The sequence below is a fragment of the Ruegeria sp. YTSA219 genome (assembly GCF_059609985.1).
Window position 1 is genome coordinate 40161 of the sequence record NZ_JBXWMT010000008.1, and the last position, 22901, is coordinate 63061.

23 protein-coding genes, 1 other RNA gene and 1 riboswitch are annotated in these 22901 nt (G+C 57.6%); of the genes, 13 read left to right on the forward strand and 11 right to left on the reverse strand.

Annotated features, from left to right (window positions below; genetic code table 11):
* Positions 1 to 2: 2 nt before the first annotated feature.
* Together AC2FFB_RS12520 and AC2FFB_RS12525 are read right to left on the reverse strand one after the other, a co-directional pair.
* Positions 3 to 1907, reverse strand: a complete 1905-nt coding sequence (locus AC2FFB_RS12520) for an extracellular solute-binding protein (RefSeq protein ID WP_496713396.1) — start codon at positions 1905 to 1907, stop codon at positions 3 to 5.
* Between the two features lie 174 nt (positions 1908 to 2081).
* The gene (locus tag AC2FFB_RS12525) at positions 2082 to 2591 is read right to left on the reverse strand and encodes a c-type cytochrome (protein WP_496875022.1); all 510 of its coding nucleotides are present in this window, start codon (positions 2589 to 2591) and stop codon (positions 2082 to 2084) included.
* A gap of 119 nt (positions 2592 to 2710) precedes the next feature.
* On the opposite strand from AC2FFB_RS12525, the gene AC2FFB_RS12530 reads away from it, so the two are divergent.
* Entirely contained in the window at positions 2711 to 3544 is an 834-nt protein-coding gene (locus AC2FFB_RS12530) for a prephenate dehydratase (protein ID WP_142636966.1), read from the forward strand.
* A gap of 1 nt (position 3545) precedes the next feature.
* Here AC2FFB_RS12530 and AC2FFB_RS12535 read toward each other — a convergent pair whose 3' ends face one another.
* Genes AC2FFB_RS12535 through nudC form a run of 3 tightly spaced genes read right to left on the reverse strand, consistent with a single transcriptional unit; the run spans position 3546 to position 5526 of the window.
* Positions 3546 to 4013: a GNAT family N-acetyltransferase gene (locus AC2FFB_RS12535; protein ID WP_496677811.1), complete on the reverse strand. Its 468-nt coding sequence runs from the start codon at positions 4011 to 4013 to the stop codon at positions 3546 to 3548.
* Positions 4014 to 4037: 24 nt separating this feature from the next.
* A complete protein-coding gene (locus AC2FFB_RS12540) occupies positions 4038 to 4505 on the reverse strand; it encodes an SRPBCC family protein (RefSeq protein WP_142636970.1) in 468 nt (155 codons plus the stop codon).
* 40 nt (positions 4506 to 4545) lie between these two features.
* Complete coding sequence (gene nudC / locus AC2FFB_RS12545; RefSeq protein WP_496713393.1) at positions 4546 to 5526, reverse strand: NAD(+) diphosphatase; 981 nt, start codon at positions 5524 to 5526, stop codon at positions 4546 to 4548.
* 195 nt (positions 5527 to 5721) lie between these two features.
* On the opposite strand from nudC, the gene AC2FFB_RS12550 reads away from it, so the two are divergent.
* The 3 genes from AC2FFB_RS12550 (at position 5722) to rsgA (ending at position 8888) form a co-directional block, all read left to right on the forward strand.
* Entirely contained in the window at positions 5722 to 7563 is a 1842-nt protein-coding gene (locus tag AC2FFB_RS12550) for a 5'-nucleotidase C-terminal domain-containing protein (protein ID WP_496874972.1), read from the forward strand.
* A gap of 39 nt (positions 7564 to 7602) precedes the next feature.
* An RNA gene (gene ffs / locus AC2FFB_RS12555) (signal recognition particle sRNA small type) lies at positions 7603 to 7701 on the forward strand.
* Between the two features lie 158 nt (positions 7702 to 7859).
* On the forward strand, positions 7860 to 8888 hold the full coding sequence (rsgA, locus tag AC2FFB_RS12560) for a ribosome small subunit-dependent GTPase A (protein WP_281995395.1): 1029 nt from the start codon (positions 7860 to 7862) through the stop codon (positions 8886 to 8888).
* Between the two features lie 24 nt (positions 8889 to 8912).
* On the opposite strand, the gene AC2FFB_RS12565 is transcribed toward rsgA, so the two are convergent.
* Complete coding sequence (locus AC2FFB_RS12565; protein ID WP_496713389.1) at positions 8913 to 9770, reverse strand: alpha/beta hydrolase family protein; 858 nt, start codon at positions 9768 to 9770, stop codon at positions 8913 to 8915.
* Positions 9771 to 9909: 139 nt separating this feature from the next.
* A riboswitch (cobalamin riboswitch) is annotated at positions 9910 to 10129 on the forward strand.
* An 83-nt stretch (positions 10130 to 10212) separates the two neighbouring features.
* Between AC2FFB_RS12565 and AC2FFB_RS12570 the strand changes: the two genes are divergently transcribed.
* Positions 10213 to 10617 (forward strand): hypothetical protein, encoded by a 405-nt coding sequence (locus AC2FFB_RS12570; RefSeq protein ID WP_496874973.1) that lies wholly within the window; start codon positions 10213 to 10215, stop codon positions 10615 to 10617.
* A 1-nt stretch (position 10618) separates the two neighbouring features.
* On the opposite strand, the gene AC2FFB_RS12575 is transcribed toward AC2FFB_RS12570, so the two are convergent.
* Positions 10619 to 11119, reverse strand: a complete 501-nt coding sequence (locus AC2FFB_RS12575; protein ID WP_496874974.1) for a protein-tyrosine phosphatase family protein — start codon at positions 11117 to 11119, stop codon at positions 10619 to 10621.
* Between the two features lie 156 nt (positions 11120 to 11275).
* Between AC2FFB_RS12575 and AC2FFB_RS12580 the strand changes: the two genes are divergently transcribed.
* The 3 genes from AC2FFB_RS12580 to recR all read left to right on the forward strand — a co-directional run bounded on the left by AC2FFB_RS12580 (position 11276) and on the right by recR (position 14185).
* Positions 11276 to 13027 carry a DNA polymerase III subunit gamma/tau gene (locus tag AC2FFB_RS12580; RefSeq protein ID WP_496874975.1) on the forward strand — a complete coding sequence of 584 codons (1752 nt, stop codon included), beginning with the start codon at positions 11276 to 11278 and terminating at the stop codon, positions 13025 to 13027.
* Positions 13028 to 13182: 155 nt separating this feature from the next.
* Positions 13183 to 13527: a YbaB/EbfC family nucleoid-associated protein gene (locus AC2FFB_RS12585; protein ID WP_496692484.1), complete on the forward strand. Its 345-nt coding sequence runs from the start codon at positions 13183 to 13185 to the stop codon at positions 13525 to 13527.
* Positions 13528 to 13591: 64 nt separating this feature from the next.
* On the forward strand, positions 13592 to 14185 hold the full coding sequence (gene recR / locus AC2FFB_RS12590; RefSeq protein WP_496874976.1) for a recombination mediator RecR: 594 nt from the start codon (positions 13592 to 13594) through the stop codon (positions 14183 to 14185).
* A 280-nt stretch (positions 14186 to 14465) separates the two neighbouring features.
* On the opposite strand, the gene AC2FFB_RS12595 is transcribed toward recR, so the two are convergent.
* Both AC2FFB_RS12595 and AC2FFB_RS12600 read right to left on the reverse strand, forming a co-directional pair.
* On the reverse strand, positions 14466 to 14759 hold the full coding sequence (locus AC2FFB_RS12595; RefSeq protein WP_496874977.1) for a hypothetical protein: 294 nt from the start codon (positions 14757 to 14759) through the stop codon (positions 14466 to 14468).
* A gap of 200 nt (positions 14760 to 14959) precedes the next feature.
* Entirely contained in the window at positions 14960 to 15589 is a 630-nt protein-coding gene (locus AC2FFB_RS12600) for a ribonuclease T2 family protein (RefSeq protein WP_496875023.1), read from the reverse strand.
* A gap of 130 nt (positions 15590 to 15719) precedes the next feature.
* Between AC2FFB_RS12600 and AC2FFB_RS12605 the strand changes: the two genes are divergently transcribed.
* Positions 15720 to 16478, forward strand: coding sequence for a DUF1013 domain-containing protein (locus tag AC2FFB_RS12605; protein ID WP_142636995.1), 759 nt, complete (start codon positions 15720 to 15722; stop codon positions 16476 to 16478).
* A 51-nt stretch (positions 16479 to 16529) separates the two neighbouring features.
* The gene (locus AC2FFB_RS12610) at positions 16530 to 16919 is read left to right on the forward strand and encodes a hypothetical protein (protein WP_142636997.1); all 390 of its coding nucleotides are present in this window, start codon (positions 16530 to 16532) and stop codon (positions 16917 to 16919) included.
* A gap of 42 nt (positions 16920 to 16961) precedes the next feature.
* Here the strand turns inward: AC2FFB_RS12610 and AC2FFB_RS12615 are convergent, their stop codons facing one another.
* Both AC2FFB_RS12615 and AC2FFB_RS12620 read right to left on the reverse strand, forming a co-directional pair.
* Entirely contained in the window at positions 16962 to 17993 is a 1032-nt protein-coding gene (locus AC2FFB_RS12615; protein WP_496874978.1) for a permease, read from the reverse strand.
* Positions 17986 to 18294 carry an ArsR/SmtB family transcription factor gene (locus AC2FFB_RS12620; RefSeq protein ID WP_496728999.1) on the reverse strand — a complete coding sequence of 103 codons (309 nt, stop codon included), beginning with the start codon at positions 18292 to 18294 and terminating at the stop codon, positions 17986 to 17988. Before AC2FFB_RS12620 ends, AC2FFB_RS12615 begins: the two co-directional genes overlap by 8 nt.
* A gap of 135 nt (positions 18295 to 18429) precedes the next feature.
* Between AC2FFB_RS12620 and pdxR the strand changes: the two genes are divergently transcribed.
* The 3 genes from pdxR to pta all read left to right on the forward strand — a co-directional run bounded on the left by pdxR (position 18430) and on the right by pta (position 22814).
* On the forward strand, positions 18430 to 19890 hold the full coding sequence (pdxR, locus tag AC2FFB_RS12625) for a MocR-like pyridoxine biosynthesis transcription factor PdxR (protein WP_496874979.1): 1461 nt from the start codon (positions 18430 to 18432) through the stop codon (positions 19888 to 19890).
* 126 nt (positions 19891 to 20016) lie between these two features.
* Positions 20017 to 21795: a sulfoacetaldehyde acetyltransferase gene (gene xsc / locus AC2FFB_RS12630; RefSeq protein WP_142637005.1), complete on the forward strand. Its 1779-nt coding sequence runs from the start codon at positions 20017 to 20019 to the stop codon at positions 21793 to 21795.
* A 5-nt stretch (positions 21796 to 21800) separates the two neighbouring features.
* Positions 21801 to 22814, forward strand: coding sequence for a phosphate acetyltransferase (gene pta / locus AC2FFB_RS12635; RefSeq protein WP_496874980.1), 1014 nt, complete (start codon positions 21801 to 21803; stop codon positions 22812 to 22814).
* Positions 22815 to 22901: the final 87 nt, after the last annotated feature.

Below are 22901 nucleotides of genomic sequence, written 5' to 3' on the forward strand. Positions count from 1 at the left end.
GATTACCTCAAGGCGCCGGAGGATTTCAACTGGGCTTCCTGCTCGGCGTTGATCCACCACAGGTCTTCGACACCCAATGAATAAGGCGGCAGGTTTTCCGGGTATTCATACATGTCCCAATAGGCAACCCAGTATTTGCCCAAATACCAAGTGGGCACCATGATCCGCTTAGCCCGCAGAACACGGTCCAGGGCGCGGACATTGGCAAACAACTCTTCGCTGTTGGTTGCTGCCACGATGTTGTCGATCAGTGGCTCAATATCCGGGCCGTGCGCACCGGACGGGTTGAATACGGAATACGATGCCGCCTCGGTTCCGAATTGCTGGTACAGTCCCGTCGAAGGTTGCAGCGAACTTGGGTACCCGCCGAAAATCATGTCGAAATCCCGGTCACGGCGGCGCAGGGTGAATTGCGCATTGTCCACACGATTGTAGGTCGCATCGATACCCATCGTCCTCAGGTTAGCGACAAATGGCTGGATTATACGATCAAGAGTCGGCTGGTCTGACAGAAATTCTATGGCTAGTACTTCACCGTTTTGATTGCGGCGGATACCGTCTTCGCCCACCTGCCAACCGGCCTCATCCAGCAGCTTCATCGCGGCGCGCAGATTGCGACGATCATTCTGACGCTCGGCGCGGGATTCATGGGCAACGACCGGTTGGTCGGTCAGTACCGCAGGGTCCAGCGCATCGCCCAGGCTTTGCAGAACCTCCAGTTCACGCCCCTCGGGCAGCCCCGTCGCCTCTAGGTGAGTTCCCTGCCAGAATGAGTCGCGCTGCTGAAACAGGCCATATTGCAAGCTTTCATTCGTCCATTCGAAGTTGAACCCTAACTGGACGGCTTCGCGCACCTTGGGATCCTGAAATTGCGGCCGGTCCAGGTTCATGACAAAGCCCGAAGCGTTGGGGACATCCCCGTCTTCCAGCTCTACCCGAACCACTGTTCCGTTTGCTATGGCAGGAAAATCATAGGCCGTTGCCCAGCTTTTCGAGTTGTTTTCCTGGCGCAGTGTGAACGTGCCCGCTTTGAACCCCTCCATCGCAGCAATCGAGTCCGCGAAATATTCGATCCGGATGGAGTCATAGTTGTTGCGGCCAATATTCACATTAACGTGGTCGCCCCAATAGTCCGGGTTGCGCTTGTAGACGATGCGCCGGTTGATGTCATAGCTGTCCAAAACATAAGGTCCGGATCCGATACCGGGCTCAAGCCGGGATTTGTCGAGCCGCCGGTTTTCAGGGTCTGCCTCAAACCAGGCCTTGGAAAACACAGATGTCCCGGCAACCTGACTTATTAGGCCACGGCGCGGGATATCCGGTGCGAAGTAGAATTTAACCCGATGATCATCCAGCGCTTCGGCACGCGGAATCATCTCGCGGACGGCGTCGGCATAGGATTTTAACCCCTGTTCCAGCAGCAGATTATGCGAAAACACAACATCTTCGGCAGTCACCGGGCTTCCATCGGAAAACCGCGCCTCAGGTCGCATGTTGAAGATGACCCAATCCTGGCTTTCCGGGTATTCAAGGCTTTCTGCCAGCAGACCGTAGTAAGTGGCCGTTTCATCATAGGACGCGACCATCAGGGATTCATACTGATCCGCAGAACGCGCACCCGCGCGTCCCTGCCGCGTATAGGGGTTGAAACTGTCAAATGTCCCTTGCGCTGCATAAGATAACTCTCCGCCGCGCGGCGCATCAGGATTTACATAGTCGAAATGGGCAAACCCTTCAGGGTATTTCAAATCGCCAAATTCCGAGAATCCGTGTCTTTTGATGATGGTCTCTTCGGCAAACAGTTGAGAGGTCATGAGCGCAAGCAGCAAAAAGCCGGTTATCGGTATGGTCAACCAACCTCTGAAATCCAATGCACGTGCCTGAACAATCTGTCGGTTGGATTCCATTTGGCTCATCCCCTGTTGCGTCACTTCTTATAGTCTTGCGCCTGAACGAAGCTAAAGGTCCAGCGTTGACTGATTCAAGTTTAGAATGCGTGAGCGCATTGTGAAGGTTTCTTCATACAAAAAAAGCCGCTGCACGGGGCAGCGGCTTTGAATTTCAGATGTGCCGGTGTGGCATCAGTTGCCGATTGTCTGCAGATAGGCAATCAGATCGGCACGGTCCTGCGGTTTTTTCAGGCCAGCAAAACTCATGGATGTGCCCGAGATATAGCTGCTTGGCTTGGTCAGGAAGGCATCCAGTGCTTCGGGTGTCCAGTTGCCGCCATGGGCCTGCATCGGTGCCGAATAGCCGGTAAAACCGCTGGCCGTTGCGACAGGGCGGTCAACGACACCATACAGATAGGGGCCTGTGCCGTTTGCACCGTCTTCCAGCTTGTGACACGCGGTACACTTGCGGAAAACTTTGGCGCCTTTTTCAACGTCGGCGGCGGCCAGCAGCTCTTCAAATACTACCTCTTCACCGTTGGCGCTTTCGCCTGCGCTTTCGGTTTCGATGATGTACGAAGCCGTCTCGCCATGGGCATCGGCGTGGTAAAGCTCTTCTGCGGCCCATTTGGCCAGAAGCAGCACCAGGAAGGTGCCAAACAGGCCTGCTGCGGCCTTGGTAACTGTCATCGTTTCGAACATTGATCGCGAGTCCATTTCAGCTGTCTGCGGGGTGTCTAAGGCTTCCCCTTACAAGAGGCAAGGTATAGACACCGCGACTAAACGCCCAATTCTGGAACTTGTTGCACGGAATCGACCAAATGACAAAACGTATCGCATTTCAGGGAGAACCCGGTGCCTATAGCCACGAGGCATGCCGAAACGCTCGTCCCGATATGGAGGCCCTGCCCTGCCGCACATTTGAGGATGTGATCGAATCAGTTCGGTCCGGCAAAGCAGACCTGGCGATGCTTCCGGTCGAAAATACGACCTATGGGCGGGTGGCCGATATTCACCGCCTGCTGCCCCATAGCGGGTTGCATATCATCGATGAAGCTTTTGTTCGCGTACACATCAATTTGTTGGCCGTCCCCGGTGCCAAGCTGAGCGACATCACCGAAGCGCATTCGCATCTGGTGCTGCTGCCACAATGCGCTGGGTTCCTGAAGCAGCACGGCATTCAGGGACGCGTCAGCCCGGACAATGCCCGCGCCGCGCGCGAGGTTTCCGAGGCCGCCGAACTGCATTCTGCTGCGCTGGCCAGCGAGTTGGCCGGAGAGATCTATAACCTGAACGTCCTGGCCCGCCATATCGAGGACAGCGACGACAACACCACGCGCTTTTTGATCATGTCACGCGACGCGGATCTGTCGCGGCGCGGGGCGCATGGGATGATCACCAGTTTTGTGTTTCAGGTCCGCAACATCCCGGCCGCGCTGTATAAGGCGATGGGCGGCTTCGCCACCAATGGTGTCAACATGACCAAGCTGGAAAGCTATATGGTCGACGGGTCGTTCACGGCCACGCAGTTCTATGCGGATATTGTCGGGCACCCAGATGACCGCAATGTACAACTGGCCCTGGAAGAGCTGGAACATTTCACCACCAATGTTGAGATTCTGGGCGTGTATCCAGCCGTCCAGCCGCGCGGCTAGCTCAGGCTAACTGGTATTTCTTGCACACCGCACCTTCATGTGACCGGTAACCGACAAATCCCATGGCCGCGTAATAGGCCAGGCCTTCGGCATTTTGCGCTCCAATGGTCGCGTCTATTGCAGGCAGACCTGCGGCTCGGGCCGCCAGCAGCGTTTTCTGAAACAGGGCCCGCCCGACCCCCATGCGCGCGGCTGACGGGCGTATATGTGTTCCGATGATGCCCCAACCGGCTGTTACGCCATAAGTGTTTCCGTCGACGGCCAGTATCAGCGCCTGAAAGCCCAATACCTGTGAACCCTGCACCGCCACGGTGCATTGGATGCTGCCGCAGTGGCTGATGTAATGCTCTTTGGCAAAACTCTCATCGCTGGGTTTGGTGCGCTTACCGGCGGTCACGATCTCTTGCAGGACCTCGGAAATACCTTTGGCGTCATCCACAACAGCGCTGCGCAATATCACATCAGACATTCAGGGCCTCTTGTCTCGGAATTCTCAAGAACCGTGCAGATGACGTTCTTCCATTTCCCGCGCGAATTCGCTGAGGCGGGCCTGAAACTGTCGCCGGAACCGCGACTGACCCAATCTGAGCGATTGCAGCAACAGCCGTGCAGGCAGGGATTTGGCCGATAGCGACATATCCACGGTCAGCCGGGTTCTACGTTGCGACAGGGCCAGAAACTCGACCCTGGTTGAGCCATTCATTCCCTTGCTTGCCGCCTCGAACCGCATATGGGTCGGTGGATCACATTCGGCCATATTGATTTCCACGCGCCGGGGCTTTCCGCGCATACGGAACTCGGTCTCCCAGGATGTACCGGGCACAACGCCCATATGCCCTGACAAACGCCGGACCTCGATCCCGCGGCGCATTGCCATCCGCTCGAACCGTTCGAAATCCGCAAACATTTCGAACACCGCGTTGACAGGGGCCTGAATATCTTCACGTGCGGAGAATTGCATGGTGGGTTATCGTTCTCTTGCCTATTCGCCCAGTATTTTGTCAGTCGAGCGTATCTGCAAGCCAGTTTTGCAGCAGAAAATGCGCAATCGCGCCTTTGCGCGCGGGCAGAAGGCTGGGATGTTCCCCAGCAAAGACCTGCATCATTTCAGCCTTATCCACCCATATAGCGTCTTCGATTTCAACCGGATCTATAGTGATTTCTTGCGACAATGCCTCGCCTGCACAGCCAAACATCAGTGACGCCGGAAAGGGCCAGGGCTGGCTGGAAAGATAGGTTACTTGCCCGACGGGGACACCGGCCTCTTCCATCACCTCTCTGCGCACCGCCGCTTCCAGCGTTTCTCCGGGTTCGACAAATCCGGCCAGTAGCGAATACATCCCTTCAGGCCATCCCGGGGATCGCCCCATCAGCACCGAATTCCCATATGTGATCAACATGATGACGACCGGGTCGGTGCGTGGGAAATGCTGCCCCCCACACGACGGGCAACTGCGTTGCCATCCTGCTTGCGACATCTCGCTGGCGGCGCCGCAACGGGCGCAAAACCTATGGGTTTCATGCCAGGCGATGACCGCCTTGGCGGAAGCCGAAAGTTCGGCATCACGTGAGGAAAGGCGCGCCATGATGCGGCGCAATTCGACAAAAACCTGACCTTCAGGCAAATCCGGGTGCTGTTGCTCTGATCGGTCGAAGAATGCCCCAAGTTCGGACAGGTCAGCGCCCTCGGGCATCCAATCGGATATATCAAAGGCAAAAACCGGAACTTCATCCGAGAGACCAAGCAATACTGGCGCTGGGACGATCCCACCGGGACCATTTGCGATCAGCTCATGCAAGACAGGTAACAAGCAGAGTTGATCAAGGGCCTCTCCTTGAACCAGCAGCTTTCCGCGCCACAGCAACAGGCATTTCGCTTTCGGATGTGCTCGCGCTGCTGCCATCGTGTCGACGTCTCCGCGAAGATGTGCGGCACGATCCAGCCCTGATCCACCAAACGTTACCTGTTCCGCGTTCTTCATTTAAATTCCTCTGGTTCGCCTGCACAGGGCTGCCATGACAGCTTCGGTGTTGCAACGACAATTCCACGACCGAAAACCGAGGCGATCCCGTCAAATTACCGCAAGTGCATAAAAAAATTTGCACTTACTATGCTTTTTGTTGAAGTTGTTATTCATAAAACTGCCAAAAGTAGAGTATTAAAAACAATTTCGCATTTGTCTGATCAGTCTGTAGGTATCCGGATTTTGGCGACCACCGATCTGCACATGAACCTGTGCAGTTTTGATTATTACGCGGATCAAGACGAACCTACGATCGGATTGACCCGAACGGCCAGCCTGATCCGGCAGGCGCGAAACGAGGCTGAGGCAGACGGAGATATCGTCTTGCTCTTCGACAACGGAGACGCTCTGCAGGGTACACCGTTGGGGGATTGGGCTGCCGATCCCGCCAATGCGCCGCACATCCTGATGCAGGCCTTCGGCAGCCTGGGATATGACGCGATTGGCCTGGGAAACCACGACTTCGGATTCGGGCTTCAATTCTTACAGCAGGTTATCTCTGACGCCCCCTGCCCTGTGCTCAGCAGCAATGCCTTGCGCACGAATGGGCCTCAGATCTGGCAAGATCATGTCATTTTGCACAAACAGATCCCTGGCTCGCCGACACCTATGGCCTTGAAAATTGGGGTTTTTTCGGTCCTCCCGCCTCAGACAGCGCAATGGGAGGCGCACAAGCTGCACGACACCCTTACCACTCAGGACATCCTGACTTGTGCGGCAAACAAAGTCAGAAAGCTCAAAGACGAAAATTGCGACCTGATCATCGCGTTGGCCCATACCGGTTTCGGACCGGACAGGTCACAACAGAATATGGAAAACGCGATTATTCCGCTAGCCGAAATCGAAGGTATCGACGCAATAATTGCTGGTCATTCCCATTTGACCTATCCCGCCAAGGCCGGCTCTGAAAACACTCTGGTGCATGGCAAACCAGTTGTCTTACCCGGAACGGCCGGATCACATCTGGGGGTGATCGACCTGAAGCTTCACTCGGCAGAGCGCGGCGGCTGGACCGCTGGCGAAGCCCAGGCGACGCTGCGACCGATATCTGCGGGGCATCCCGACGAAATCGTATCACTGGCGCCTGAAGATCCGGAATTGTTGCATCTGTTTTCCTCGGGTCATGCCGAAACCCGCAGGCGAGCGGGCCAGCCGGTCGGGCGCACCCCGCACCATCTGCACAGCTATTTCAGCTTTTGCACCGAGGACCGTGGGCTGAGGCTGGTCGCCGCCGCCCAGGCTGCCGCGTTACGTCTGTGTATGTCCGAAACCGACCTGGCAGACATTCCGATTTTATCGGCGGTTTCACCTTCGAAATTCGGCGGTCGGGCCGGGCCGCGATTCTATACGGATGTTAAGCCTGGCGAGATATTCCTGCGTAACGTGGTTGACCTGCATGTTTTTCCAAACGAATTGCAGGGTGTCATTGTATCCGGTGATCAAATCGTGGACTGGCTTGAGATGTCCGCAGCTGTTTTCAACCAGATTTCGACCGGATCTGCATCCGAACTTATTTGCGAAAATCGGGTGGGTCACAACTTTGATGTGCTATACGGGCTGTCCTGCAGAATTGATCTGACACAACCTCCGCGTTTCGACGATATGGGCACCTTGATCAACGCCGAAAACCGGCGCGTTTCAGAGGTTCTGGTCGGTGCCACCCCCATTGCACCGGATCAGCAATTTGCCGTCGCGCTTAACAATTATCGCGCCAGCGGGGGCGGGCATTTCCCATTTGCGGGTAATGCGCAACGTATCGACATGCCCATCCTGCCGGTCCAGCAAGCCCTGCTGGATTATCTGTCAGGCACCTTGGTCAGCGATCCGCTGGAAGAGGCCCAGAAACCCTTCAGAATCACCAGTAACACTGGTACGCAGGCGATCTTACGCACCGGTCCAAATGCCCACCGACATCTGCAGGACATTCAGGAATTTGATCCACAAGTCCTTGGAACCGACGAAAATGGCTTTTTACGGATTCTTCTGACCTTCTGACGGGTTGTGTTTTTCCGGCCAACTGCCTATATCCACCCTCGAGAGGTTGGCGCGGGCGAGCGCCTCGCCAACCTGGTCAGATCCGGAAGGAAGCAGCCACAACGAGCCCCGCTTGGGTCGATGTCCAACCTCTCACTTACGCGCAACGACTGCCGCAGGAGGGACTTTATGATTGTAGCAATGACCCTTCGGGCAGAGCGTTTCCGGGACTAACCCCCGCTCTTGCCTGAACATGTTACCGATGGGTGCGCGCCTGCCACCCTGATGGTTTCCTGTATCTGAACACAGGCAGAACAATGTCCAAAACACTTTCGGACCTGGGATGGTCCTCTCATTTTGCAGCCCAACATGCTGTGAACCCTACCTGCACACCGCATCGCATCAACGCCGTCCATCGTGATCGCCTGATCGGCCTGAATGCGCTGGGCGACACATCTGATCTGACCCCTGACCGATCAACCGGCGAATTTGCGGTTGGCGATTGGATCCTTGCGGATGATCAAAACCGCATTCGGCATCTTTTGGAGCGCAAAAGCCTCTTGCAACGCCGGGCCGCAGGCACCGGTGCGCAGGTTCAGCTGATCGCGGCGAATGTGGACGTGCTGTATATCGTCAGTTCCTGCAATGCCGATTTCAATCTGGCACGGCTTGAGCGTTATCTGGCGCTGGCGCATCAGGCCGGGTGCTATCCGGTTGTTGTCCTGACCAAGGCCGACAGCTGCCCTGACCCAGAGAGCTATGCCAGTCAGGCCAGTTCGCTGGCTCGGTTTCTGACCGTTCTAACCGTCAACGCGCTGGAGGCGTCAGAGATTGATCCGATCCTGTCCTGGTGCCCTTCCGGGCAAACTGCTGCTTTGGTCGGCTCATCCGGTGTCGGCAAAACCACATTGGCGAACGCCATGACTGGTCAGGCCGGGACAACGGCGGGGATCCGCGAGGATGACGCACGGGGTCGCCACACCACGACCCATCGTGCGCTTCACCCGATGCGAAACGGGGGGTGGCTGATTGATACGCCAGGAATGCGCGCCCTGCGTTTGATGGATGCCCAAGACGGCGTGGATGAGGTTTTCTCAGACCTTCTAGAATTGGCTGCAAGGTGCCGGTTCTCAGATTGCCAGCACCAGGCCGAACCCGGTTGTGCTGTACAGGAGGCGATTGCCAATGGCGTGATTGAGCCCGACCGGCTGGCGCGCTGGCACAAGCTTCGGCGCGAAGATCAGAGGAATTCCGAAACCCTCGCGCAGTCACGGGCACGTGACAAAGCCTTTGGCAAAATGGTGCGATCCGTCATGAATGACAAAAAGTCCCGCAGCAGACACTGAGCGTGACAGAAAGGCGCCTCGTTTTCAGGCAATCAACCGGGGCCAAACCGCCCGGTTTCTGCGGGCAAAAGCGCCAATATGACCGATCTCAGGCGCTCCGAATTCATTCGGAGACAACAGATGTCGCCGCGCCTTTGGTCCATACAGATCGGCAAGCCGCCAGACAGCGTCTGGCGGCACCATCTGGTCGTCCTCGAAGGTGAACAGGTCCACCGGCGTATTCGATTGCGCCCATCTCGCTTCGGGCAGAGCGTCACCGATCTGCGGCACATAATTCTGCGGCGCCGTGCACCAGCTACGCCATTGCCAATAGACCGGACCAGGCAAATCGGCACCGATCCCCACCGCTTTGCCCGGCAGATAGCCCAGCGCATTCACTGCCAGACGCCCATGCACATGCCAGAACATCCACGCCAGCCCGCGATAGGGCCAGGGATGGTCGGACAGAGTAACCAGCCCCGAACATACACAGATCATCCGGTCGATCTGATCAATGTCTGGCTGCACCGGCCCCAGCAAGCCGCCAAGGGAATGACCGATGCTCCACTGCAAAGCGTCCGGGAACCGCCTGCGCATCTCAGCCCGTGCGGCGGGCATGTCGACCAAGGCCCAATCCGCCATGGTCACCTCGGAGGTTTTGAGTTTGTCGCGCAGCGAATGCCCGAAATCGCTGTAGTCATAGGTCAGACAGGCCATACCCTGTTCGGCGGCCAGCCAACGGGCAAAATGCTGGTAATATTCGCGCGGCACTGCAGTTGCGCTGTGAATCGCCACGGCGACCTTCGGCTGGGTTTCAGGCAGATACAGCCGCGCCGACAGGCTGGCAGAGCCTGAGGCAAAATCAAAGTCCTTAGTCTGGACGCAGGGCGTGGTATCAAGCATGGCGCTTCCGACAAATTCTGAACTACTCGGTTCACTCAACAATCGGCCCGATTTCGGCCACCAGAGTCAAGATTTCATCAAGATGACCAAACGTCCGGTTTGCACCCCAACAGGTGGCTTGACTCGGGGTCTGCATAGCCGCTAGCGATGTGGTGATGGTTCTTGCCCCGGAATTGGGGCGGGATGAAAAGGGAACACGGTGCGGTCTGCCCCGGCGATGCCGGAAAGGGCCAACTCCGCGACTGCCCCCGCAACTGTAAGCGGTGAGCAATGCCGAAATACCACTGGCCCCAGGGCTGGGAAGGTCGGCAAAGCGACGACCCGCAAGTCAGGAGACCTGCCATCGTATCGAAACCGAAACTCGGGCGGGGTGTCCGGGCAGGTCGTCAGCGCGCTGTCACACCTGATCCTCACCCTCCGTCCTGCGCGCGGAGGGCGCATTATGATCTGGAAGACAAAAACACACGAATTCACCGCAACCGTCTGTCAGAGGACCGGGAAACCCTGCCCCGCCCTTGCCCGAATGGCACGCGCCATGGCCGAGGCGATGGCGACGGCAACGCCTGCGACATCCAAAACATTCGAGGTCGAAGGTACCAGCGATCTGACCCATTGCACCGAAGGCTGCACGGCCCGTTTTCGGGCCCAATCAGAACAGATCAGGGTCTATTGCGGCACCAGCACAGACACGCCGACAGAAAAGCTGGACGCCTATGGCGACATGATGTTCGGGCCGGAGTTCATCCAGAAATCCGCTGGTTTTCTGTCAGAACCACCCTGTGCGATGCTCGACGTTTCGACCCTGCCGCCGCGCAGCGACAGTATTCCGTATCAAGTGTCTGCCTGATTCAGGGAAGGGTTCGGGCCGGCAACCCGGCCCAGTCCTTTTGCGCTTTGGTTTCCACCGCGCAGGGCCGCACTGCACGCAACCGCCGAAGCGCTTGGTCAGGCGCTTCGCCGCATTCCACCGTTAGCCGCATCACAACCATCCCCGAGCGTCCGCACCCACCGCGGCAATGCACCAGCACCTTGCCGCCACTGGCAAGGACATGTTGGGCGGCGGCGCTGGCTTGCGGCCAAAGCGCCTCAACCTCAGGCGTGGGGGCGCCGAAATCGGAGACCGGAAGGTGGACCCAGGCAATCCGTTCGCACTGCAGGTCCGCCTCGAATGACAACCCGGCGGAATGCTGGAACTCATCCAGAGTAGTCATCGAGATGACCAGGTCCGGCGCCCAATCTCGGATTACTGCGAAATCTCCAGCATAATCGCCCGTGACACCCGGCAGTGGGCACAGAGCGATCTGCCCTTTGCCCAATCCAAGAGGGTGAATTGCAAATCTCTCCAACACTGCTCCTTTTCCTGCATCACCACATGGGGCTGAGGCCCCTCATGATTTACCGGCTCTGATGCAACTTGCCAAAACGAAATTCCTTTTCGCGCGCGGTGGACGCGGGCGGCGGGGGTCTCTACTCTGCAAACCTGACACGAATCCAACAGAGCAGACATGACCGACACGCCCAGCCCCGCCTATCAGGTTCTCGCGCGAAAATACCGCCCGGAAACTTTTGCTGACCTCGTCGGTCAGGACGCAATGGTGCGCACGCTGAAAAACGCGTTCGAGGCCGACCGGATTGCACAAGCCTTCATCATGACCGGCATCCGCGGTACCGGTAAGACAACCACGGCCCGGATCATCGCCAAGGGCATGAATTGCATTGGCCCCGATGGCGAAGGCAAGCCCACGACCGAACCCTGCGGCCAGTGCGAACATTGCGTCGCCATCATGGAAGGCCGCCACGTCGATGTGATGGAAATGGACGCCGCCAGCCGAACCGGCGTGAATGATATCCGCGAAATCATCGACTCGGTCCGATACCGCGCCGCCAGTGCGCGCTATAAGATCTACATCATCGACGAGGTTCACATGCTTTCGACCAGCGCATTCAACGCGCTGCTCAAGACGTTGGAAGAACCTCCTGCGCATGTGAAGTTCATCTTTGCCACGACCGAAATCCGCAAAGTCCCGGTGACTGTTCTGTCGCGGTGCCAACGATTTGACCTGCGCCGGATCGAACCCGAGGACATGATTGGCCTGCTCAATAAGATCGCAGCGGCTGAGAAGGCACAGATCGCGGATGATGCCCTGGCGCTGATCACCCGCGCGGCCGAAGGGTCGGCGCGCGACGCAACTTCGCTGCTGGATCAGGCAATCAGCCATGGGGCCGGTGAAACCAGCGCCGATCAGGTGCGCGCGATGCTGGGTCTGGCCGACCGGGGCCGGGTATTGGACTTGATGGAAATGATCCTGCGAGGGGATGCAGCAAGCGCGCTGACTGAATTGGGCGGGCAATATGCCGAAGGGGCCGATCCGCTATCCGTGCTGCGCGATCTGGCCGAAATCACGCACTGGGTTTCGGTTGTGAAGATCACGCCAGACGCAGCCGAGGACCCGACGGTTTCCCCTGATGAACGTGCTCGTGGTCAGCAAATGGCCGAGGCCCTGCCAATGCGCGTTTTGACCCGGATGTGGCAGATGTTGCTGAAAGCGCTGGAAGAGGTATCGGCCGCGCCAAATGCCATGATGGCTGCTGAAATGGCCGTTATCCGCCTGACCCATGTTGCCGACTTGCCCAGCCCCGAAGAGCTGATCAAGCGCCTGCAGGACAACCCGCCTCCGCCTCCGAATGGCGGTCCTGGCGGTGGTATGGCCGTGCCCTCTCAGGCTCCGGTACAAGCGACATCATCTTCTTACGTGTCCGCAACTAGCAGCCCCGCCGGCGCGCCGTCGGCCGCTCTGGCCCATGATATCCAATCGGCGCTGGCACGGTATCCGAGTTTTGACCACGTGGTTGAATTGATCCGCACCAATCGGGATGTGAAACTTCTGGTCGAGGTCGAAAACGGGGTGCGGCTGGTTTCTTACCAACCGGGGCGGATCGAATTCACCCCGACACAGAACGCACCCACAGATCTGGCAGCGAGACTGGGTTCGTCGCTGCAACGATGGACTGGCAACCGCTGGGCTGTGTCGATTGTGGCCGATGGTGAGGTTGCGACCATCGCCGAGATTCGAGACGCCGCCGAGCTGGCGTTGAAAGCAGAGGCTGAGAAACACCCGTTGGTTCAGGCGGTGCTCATGCAATTTCCGAAGGCACGCATCAAGCGGATTGAAACACCGGAAGAACGTGCCGCCAAAGTGGAAACCGAGGCGCTGCCCGAGGTCGAAGACGAATGGGACCCGTTCGAGGAAGACTGAAACCGTCCCATCTTACCCAACTGGAAACCTCCCGCGCCCAACGGGAGGAAAGGTCTGGCCAAAGGCCTTGACGACGGGCAGGAGCCAGCTCGGCCCTTGTGCCGCGCCGACCGCGCCCGTATTTAGGCGTCAAACCGGATATTAGGAGAATACCGATGCTCAAAGGACTCGGCGGCCTGGGTGACATGGCCAAGATGATGAAATCCGCACAGGATCTACAGACCAAGATGACGGATATGCAGGAAGAGCTGAATACCATCATGGTTGTCGGCGAATCCGGTGCAGGGCTGGTCAAGGCAACAGCCACGGCCAAGGGAGAGCTGAAAGGTCTCGATATCGACCCGTCAATCTTTAACGGCGACGACAAGGAAGTGGTCGAAGACCTGATCCTGGCCGCCATCAAAGATGCTCAGGCCAAGGCCGCTGAACGGTCGCAGGCTGAGATGGCTAAGCTGACCGAAGGCATGGGCCTGCCCGCAGACATCAAGCTGCCGTTCTGATAGGCACTCCTGACGAAATACCGGCCGGGCCCAACTGCCCGGCCCTTATGCAGGAGCAAGCGCGGTGAGTTCGAACAGCGATATCGACAATCTGATCGACCTGATGGCCAAACTGCCGGGCCTCGGCCCACGTTCGGCCCGTCGCGCAGTGCTGCATCTGATCCGCAAACGCGCCCTTCTGCTGACACCGCTTGCGGACGCGATGCAACAGGTTGCCATCACTGCCCGTGAGTGCCTGAATTGCGGCAATGTAGGCACCTCGGATATCTGCGACATCTGCGATAGCGAAGTCCGCGCGACCGGAGAGCTGTGCGTCGTCGAAGACGTCGCCGACCTTTGGGCGATGGAACGCGCCGCAGTTTTCAAAGGCCGCTATCATGTTCTGGGTGGCACCTTGTCGGCTCTGGACGGGATAGGCCCGGACGAGCTGCGCATCCCCCGCCTCAAGGATCGGGTCACAGCCGAGGGGATCACCGAAGTCATTCTGGCGCTGAACGCCACTGTCGATGGCCAGACCACCGCGCACTATATAGCCGATCAACTGGACGGGCAGGTGCGCCTGACCTCGCTGGCGCAGGGTGTGCCGATTGGCGGCGAGCTGGACTATTTGGATGACGGGACGATCACAGCGGCGCTTAGGGCGCGGAAGGAGTTGTAGTGTAGCCCATGACGCGCTTCAAAAGGAGTTCGAAACTCAATCTCCGATGATATTGCAGCTTACCAACCATTCCGATGGAAGGACATTCACTGCAACGTTGTTAGGCAATTGAAAATACGACACTCGCCTATAGCTCCACGCAAATGGAACGCAATCTTTAAGAGCCGCGCCGTGCAAAAAGAACTGCCCCTCTTAGAGCGCATGTTTAAGTGATTGGTAGAATGAGTTCTGAATTTCCACATCTGCATTAAAGCTTCTGGTGGCTATTGCGCGCAACAACTCAGCATATGTTGCAACAAACACCGTAGAAAAACTCATCGACAAGGCCAAAAAAATCGGAACCGAGAGAAGTTCCTTCAAGCCCTTCTTTGCTAAGAAGGCGGCAACCAAATAGCTCGTCGCGGTACCGAACTACAGCAATATCGGCCAAAACGGTGCGCCAAGCCTGTCGTTCCAGAGCGTTATCAGGGCAATTGGCTGGAGTGAGCTTCCAAACAACAGCTTTGCCGTAGTCGCGTAGGCAACTAAGCTCAGAAAAATAGTCAGCAACATTTTCATGAATTTGGACCTTCAACCGCCGCAATTTGCAGGAACGTAACGACTAGGGTGATCTCAACGTCAGGAACCTCAAAATGGTCCCCACGCTCGACAACATGTACCTGACCCGGACTGTGCATCTGGGCCCTTCGGCGGTGCTCAGCGGTTATGACACGCTGGACGTGACCCTGTTTTCAAGACGTGCAGCTTTGGTACCGCGACTGCCATCCGGACCCTCTAACGAATCGGATCAAAAAGCGCGTCTTTGGCCGCGCAGTCCTTGATCACATCCCGGCCACAAGGCACCGGTTCAAGATCGCGGGACAGGCACAGGCGCACCTCTTCGATATAGCCTTGTTTGCAGGTGACGGTGATCATGTCGCGCTCCAGCCCCGGATTGACCTTTAGAAACGCTTCTTCCACGACAGATGCGGGCAGTTTCACAGATGCGTCCAACTGGCGGAACACCTTTGGACGCTCGACCGACCCATAGGCCTGCCGCGACAAGGTGTAATAGTCCGAAGCGCTTAGGCCCGAGCAGGTGCCGTGCTTCTTCCACTGATGCCAGGCAAGGCCGGAACTGCCCTGAATATCTTCCATTTCACGGGTCATGGTCCGCGTCGGCGGGGCCTCAGCCGTTCGGCAATAAGATGGCCAGCCCTGATGGAATTGCGGCCAAAGCCCGTGTAGAATCCAGCCGTGATCATGCCGCACATCGCATTGATCGGACCCACGCGCGTCGCCTTCGCGCGCGCACCAGTTCGGCGACCAGCTAAGTGCCAGGACATAGTAGTCGAACGCCCCCGGTTTTTCACCCTCGGCAAGCACCGTCATTGCACTGAAAACCCATAGAACCAGCCAGCGCATTCGCCTCTTCCCTTCTTGCCCTGCCGCGACTATATACAGCCCAAGTTCCCCGACAACGGAAACCTGCCCCAAGATCACGGGGCCGCCGAATTCCGGCGACGGGAAAGATGTATGCATAGGAGACGGGCTGATGGCAAAACCGCTTATGGCCAAGGCAACAGCCGTATGGCTAGTAGACAACACAACGATCAGCTTCAAGCAGATCGCGGATTTCGTAGGAATGCACGAGTTGGAAGTGCAGGGCATCGCCGATGGCGACGTGGCCGCTGGCGTCAAAGGGTTCGACCCGATCGCCAACAACCAGCTTACGCAGGAAGAGATTGACGTGGCGCAGGGCAACCCGCTGCACAAGCTGAAGCTCAAGTTCAACCCCGCCGCCAGTGGCGAGGAAAAACGTCGTGGCCCGCGCTATACCCCGCTGTCCAAGCGTCAGGACCGTCCGAACTCGATCCTGTGGCTGGTCAAGTTCCACCCCGAACTCAGCGACGGTCAGATTGCCAAGCTGGTCGGCACCACCAAGCCGACCATCCAATCGATCCGCGAGCGGACGCACTGGAACATCTCGAACATGCAACCGATTGACCCCGTCGCTCTGGGCTTGTGTAAACAGTCCGAGCTGGACGCAATCGTGCAGAAAGCCGCCGCCAAGAAAGCCGCTGAAGGTGGCGTCATGAGCGATGATGAGCGCCGCAAGCTGGTTTCGACCGAACAGTCACTGGAAATGGACGCAGCGCCCAAAATTCCAACGGCGATCGAGGGTCTCGAGACCTTCTCGTTGTCTGATGACTCCCCCGAGGAGAAAGAAGAGCCGATCATCGACGCCGACAGTTTCTTCAACTTGCCCAAAGGCGAGGCCGAGGATGAAGACGAAAGCGATCCGCGTTTCTGATACGCAGACAGCCCCGGTCAAACTGGCCGGGGCTTTTTTGACGAGACTCTGATGCTGAACATACTGTCTGCCATTTTTGGCCCACACCGCGCCGTGACAATCTATGCCTTCCTAAGAACCTGGGGCCTGCTCGTGTTCGGTGTCGTAGGCGTTATCGCGGTTGCCGCAGCCCTGCTGTTGCTGAACGACGACGGCACGCATGAACACGAAGCCTTCATGACCGTCCCGGTTCTGTCCGCCACCGCTATCAACGGCGACCTCAAGAACGGGGTGATTGCCTCGGTACGTTTACCCGACGGGTCCGCGACGTCGATCACTTCGACCGAGGCCCCGATTTCCCAGACCGTCGGCCAAAGCGCCTGTGTCGAAAAGCGGGTCTATGTGGAAAGCGGTGAACCAAGGTATCGCTTCAAACTTCCGCGCTATTGCGAAGCAAGCTGACAAAGCAAAACCGCCCGGTGTCCACACCGGGCGGTTTTTCCTTCAGATCATCTGAAAGATGATCCCTGCGATCACTGCGCCGACTATCCCCAGGCCCAGATAGGTCACAAACACTTTCGGCCTGACCAGCGACCATACCGCAGCCATGGCCGGGATCGAGCTGACCGCACCCGCGATCATAAAGGACATTGCTGCCCCGGCGCTCATCCCCTGCTCCATCAGACCTGCCAATAGCGGCGGCGCGACGTATGAGTTCAGATAGGCCGGCATCCCAACAAGTGCCGCGATGATTATGGGCAACACGCCGTCTCCTCCGACCGCGCGTGCGATCAGATCAGCGGGTACATAATTGATCAGCAACGCCTCGAGAACATAGGCAAGCGCCAGCCATTTCAACAAGAACAGGCCGTTCCGAAAAAACTCGCTACGAAATCTATTCCGGCGCGCAGGGTCATGCCAGAATTTCCAGACCGGTTTGTCCTCTTGCTTAGGTCCACAACTGCCGCATCCAGCTGGTTGGTAGTTCCGCAAAGGTTGGGTCAACACACCGCTGCGCGTCATGGTGCGCACGACGAATCCGCCAAACAGGCCAAGTGCCACTGCGGCTAAGGCTTTTCCGATAGCAAAGGGCCATCCCAAAGCGCCAGCCGTAATCAACAGCGTCGGCGGGTCGATCAGCGGAGAGCTGAGCCAGAACGCCATAACCGCAGACAGTGGCGCCCCAAGCGCCAGTAAACCAGCAATGAACGGGATGACCTCGCAGGAACAGAATGGGGCCAACCCGCCAAACAGGGCAGCCAAAAGGATCATCCGCGTCTCGCGGCCTTCAAAGGCTCGGGCCACCATGACTTCGGCACCGGTGGCCTTGAGGTATGACAACAGCAGCACAGCAAACAGAATATATTGGCCGGTATGGGCCAGTGCCTTACCGGCAAATGTTATCACCTCGGTAAGATTGCCTGGGTCGAGTATCGCCACCGCGATCAGAATAGCGACAATCACCGCCCATGGGGTTTTGATCAGGTCGAAGACGGTTTTGAACGGAGCCCGAGGGCTCTGAGTAAGGTCAGCCATCGTTTGCCGCCTTTCCAGTTTCGTCCGCACAACATTCCGACAGAATGAACTGCGCGAGGTTTCTGAGATGGTCATACCGGGCACGGTTGATCGTGGTGCGCCCGATCTTTTCCTGTTCGACAACGTCACCGGCCGCAAGAAACCGGAGGTGATGGGCCAGCGTCGACGGGGCGATGCCGGTCCTCTCTTGGATCTGACCTACGGTCAGCCCGGCCTCTCCGGCGCGAACGAGTGTCTTGAGGACTTTCAGTCGCGCCTCTGACCCCATCGCCGAAAATCCTGCTGCAGCGGTTTCCCACATATCCACAACTCCAATAAACTAGATTTCTAGTTATATAGAGATATGGAAAGGCGCCGTCAACAAATTCTGATCAGAATTCGTGAAAAGGGCGTAAGTCCAGATTGCTCAATCAATAAGGCCACTCTATAAGGTCTTATGGGGATTTCAGTAGATACGTTCTTTCTAGAGCTGAATGGGCAAGGCACCTTGCAGGCCCAGATTCAGCAAATGATTGCAGAAGGTATCCTGTCAGGCCGTTTCCATGTCGGAGAAAAACTGCCCTCGTCGCGTAAACTGGCCTCGCATCTGGGTGTCAGCCGGATCACCGTGACATTGGCTTATACCGAGCTGTTGGCCAATGACTACCTGACGGCCCGGGGCCGATCTGGGTATTATGTGTCGGAAAATGCGCCAGTACCGCCTAAATACACGCCCATCCAACGGGGCACTGAGACCGTGGATTGGGACAAGGCGCTGGCCCGCCGGTTTGTAGATTCGGATGTGTTGCCCAAGCCCTGGAATTGGCGGGACTATACCTATCCTTTTATCTATGGTCAGGCGGACCGAACCCTGTTCGATCATGCCAACTGGCGACTATGCGCAGTGCGGGCATTGGGGCACAAGGATTTCGAATCGCTGACCCGCGACTATGTCGATCAGGACGATCCGTTGCTGATCGAGTTCATCGCCCGCCACACTCTGCCCCGCCGTGGAATCTCGGCACGCCCCGAAGAAATATTGATCACACTGGGGGCGCAGAACGCACTTTGGCTGGCGTCGCGCATTCTGCTGACTCACAATCACACCGCCGTCATCGAAGACCCCTGTTACTATGCGCTGCGCAGCCTGTTGAACCATTGGGACTGCGCGGTCGTACCCATTGGCGTGGACAAGGATGGCCTGCCACCCGAGGCGCTGCCCGATGAAACGGATGTCATCTTCACCACGCCCAGCCATCAGAGCCCGACAACCGCAACCATGCCGATCACCCGTCGCCGCCAACTTTTGGATCGTGCCCGGGATCTGGACGCAATGGTGGTCGAGGATGACTATGAATTCGAAATGGCGTTTCTGGGGGCGCCCTCACCCGCGCTGAAGTCCATGGACCGGGATGGACGTGTCATCTATGTGGGCAGCTTCTCAAAATCGCTGTTCCCTGGATTGCGCCTTGGTTACATGGTTGGATCCGAGCCGTTTATCCGCGAGGCGCGCGCGCTGCGCTCTTTGGTGCTGCGCCACCCGCCGGGCCACATTCAGCGCACTGCAGCGTATTTTCTGTCTCTGGGACATTACGATGCTCAGATCAGGCGCATGTCCAAAGAGCTGTCCAAGCGGCGGGATGCAATGGACAAGGCTATCGACGAATACGGGCTGTCGGTGGCCGGGCGCGGTGTGATGGGCGGATCTTCGATGTGGATGTCCGCCCCCGAACATGTCGACATGTCCCAGCTGGCGCGCAGCCTGCAAAACCAAAGCGTTCACATCGAGCCTGGTGCACCGTTTTTCGCAGGGCCAGATAGGCCACAGAACTTCTACCGGCTCGGATACTCATCCATCGCGCCCGACCGCATCGCTCCGGGCGTGAAGCTGATCGCGGATGTCATCCAAACGCAGTAGCCCGCGTCTGGACCTAATCCGCATTTCGTTTTGGACCTAACGCCATTCCGTCCCTTGGGCCACAACCGTACCCAAAGGCTGGGCTGATCGTCCGGCTTCATCCACAAATCCGCGGAGACAAATCAGATGAAAATGACCACCGAAGAGGCCTTTGTTAAAGTTCTGCAGATGCACGGGATCGAGCATGCGTTTGGGATCATCGGTTCGGCGATGATGCCGATCTCGGATATTTTTGGAAAAGCTGGCATTACGTTCTGGGATTGCGCACACGAAGGCTCGGGCGGGATGATGGCTGACGGGTACACACGCGCCACCGGCAAAATGTCGATGATGATCGCGCAGAACGGACCCGGGATCACCAACTTTGTTACTGCCGTCAAAACCGCCTACTGGAACCACACCCCGCTGCTGCTGGTGACCCCTCAGGCCGCAAACAAGACCATGGGTCAGGGCGGTTTCCAGGAGATGGAACAAATGCGCATGTTCGCGGACTGCGTCTGCTACCAGGAAGAAGTACGCGACCCTTCGCGGATGGCCGAAGTTCTGAGCCGCGTTATCACCAAAGCCAAGCGCGCCTCGGCACCGGCACAGATCAATGTTCCACGTGATTTCTTCACTCAGGTTGTCGATATCGAACTGCCTGCCGTAGTTGAATTTGAACTGCCTTCTGGCGGCGCATCAGCCGTTACCGAAGCCGCCGCGCTGCTGTCGGATGCCAAGAACCCTGTCATCCTGAACGGCGCGGGCACGGTTCTGTCCGCTGGCGGCATCGAAGCCTCGAAAGCACTGGCCGAGCGTCTGGACGCCCCGGTTTGTGTTGGCTACCAGCACAATGACGCCTTCCCGGGCTCGCACCCGCTGTTTGCTGGCCCGTTGGGTTACAATGGCTCGAAAGCCGGTATGGAGCTGATAAAAGAAGCAGACGTGGTTCTGTGTCTCGGCACTCGCCTGAACCCGTTCTCGACTCTTCCTGGCTATGGTATGGAATACTGGCCGGCGAATGCAAAGATCATTCAGGTTGACATTAACCCCGACCGCATTGGCCTGACCAAGAAGGTATCTGTCGGTATTGTTGGCGACGCAGCCACCGTTGCAACCAATATCCTGGCACAGCTGTCGGACACCGCAGGTGACGAAGGACGCGATGCACGCAAAGCGAAGATTGCGGAAACCAAGTCACGCTGGGCGCAGGAACTGACTTCGATGGACCACGAGCAGGACGATCCGGGTACCACCTGGAACGAACGCGCCCGTGCAGCCAAGCCCGACTGGATGAGCCCGCGCATGGCGTGGCGCGCCATTCAGGCAGCCCTGCCGAAAGAGGCGATCATCTCGTCCGACATCGGCAATAACTGTGCCATCGGCAACGCCTACCCATCCTTTGAAGCGGGCCGCAAATATCTTGCCCCCGGGCTGTTCGGCCCCTGTGGATACGGATTGCCATCTGTCATGGGTGCCAAGATCGGTTGCCCGGATGTGCCTGTCGTTGGGTTCTCGGGTGACGGCGCCTTTGGTATTGCTGTAACCGAACTGACCGCAATCGGCCGCGATGAATGGCCCGCAGTCACCCAGATCGTTTTCCGCAACTATCAGTGGGGTGCTGAAAAGCGCAACTCGACCCTGTGGTTCGACGACAACTTTGTCGGAACCGAACTGGACACCAAAGTGTCCTATGCCGGTATCGCTCAGGCCTGTGGCCTGAAAGGTGTCGTGGCCCGCACACAGGACGAGCTGACTGCAGCCCTGAATCAGGCCATTGAGGATCAGAAGAATGGGATCACCACGCTGATCGAAGCCATGATCAACCAGGAACTGGGCGAGCCCTTCCGTCGGGACGCAATGAAGAAACCGGTCGCGGTGGCAGGCATCAGCAATGACGACATGGAACCGCAGGCGGGGGTATAATCCGCGTGAAACCGCTGCGCGCCATTCTCGGGACGGCCAGCGCGTCGGACAAGATCATCGCCCTGTCAGAGGGCGATGATCCCCGCGTCGTGGAAGGTGCGGTCAGGGCCGTAAAAGAGGACGTTGCACGGATCATCTTGATCGGCGACGGGGCCAAAATTTCGGCCCTTCTGGATGCGCATGAAGGATTTGATCCCACTCGGATAGACATTCTTGACCCGGCGCATTCCTCAATCACCCCGGAACTGGCTGAAGCGCTGTTTAATCGCCGCAAGCACAAGGGCATGACCCTTGAAGAGGCAGTGCAACAGATCACCAACAGGCTGACCTTTGCCGCCATGCTGGTGCATCAGGGTATCGCTGACGGCACCGTGGGCGGAGCGGTTGAAACCACCTCTGACACAGTTCGCGCGGCGTTGCAGATCATCGGAACAGCGCCGGGTACAACAATGGTATCCAGCTTTTTTCTCATGCTGTTCTGTCAGGATCATCACGAGGTCAAAGGCGCGCGCATCTTTGCCGATTGTGGCCTGGTGGTGGATCCAAACGCCGAAGAAATGGCGGAAATTGCCCGCGCATCAGCCGCATCCTATTCAGCTTTGACTGGAAACACGGCGCGTGTGGCGATGCTGTCTTTTTCCACCTCGGGAAGCGCCGAACACCCAAAAGTATCCAAGGTCGTCGAGGCAACCCGGATCGCACGTGAAAAAGATCCGAACCTTCTGATCGACGGAGAGCTGCAGTTCGATGCCGCCTTTGTCCCCGAGGTTGCGGCGCAAAAGGCGACGGATTCGCCACTGAAGGGCGAAGCAAATGTCTTTATCTTCCCCAGCCTGAATGCGGGCAATCTGGGCTATAAGATCGCACAGCGCATCGGAGGGGTTGAGGCAATCGGGCCAGTCCTACAAGGCCTGGCCAAGCCGGCAAATGATCTATCGCGCGGCTGTACGGCAGAGGACATCCTTCACATGATCGCCGTGACTGCTGTTCAAGCACAACATGGCGAAAACGGAATATAAGTCTCGACAAGTCCGTGAAAAACAAATTTTATTCCGGTTCCCGGCAATACTCGGGGGAATACCGGTCTGCAAACTACAGGGGCGCCT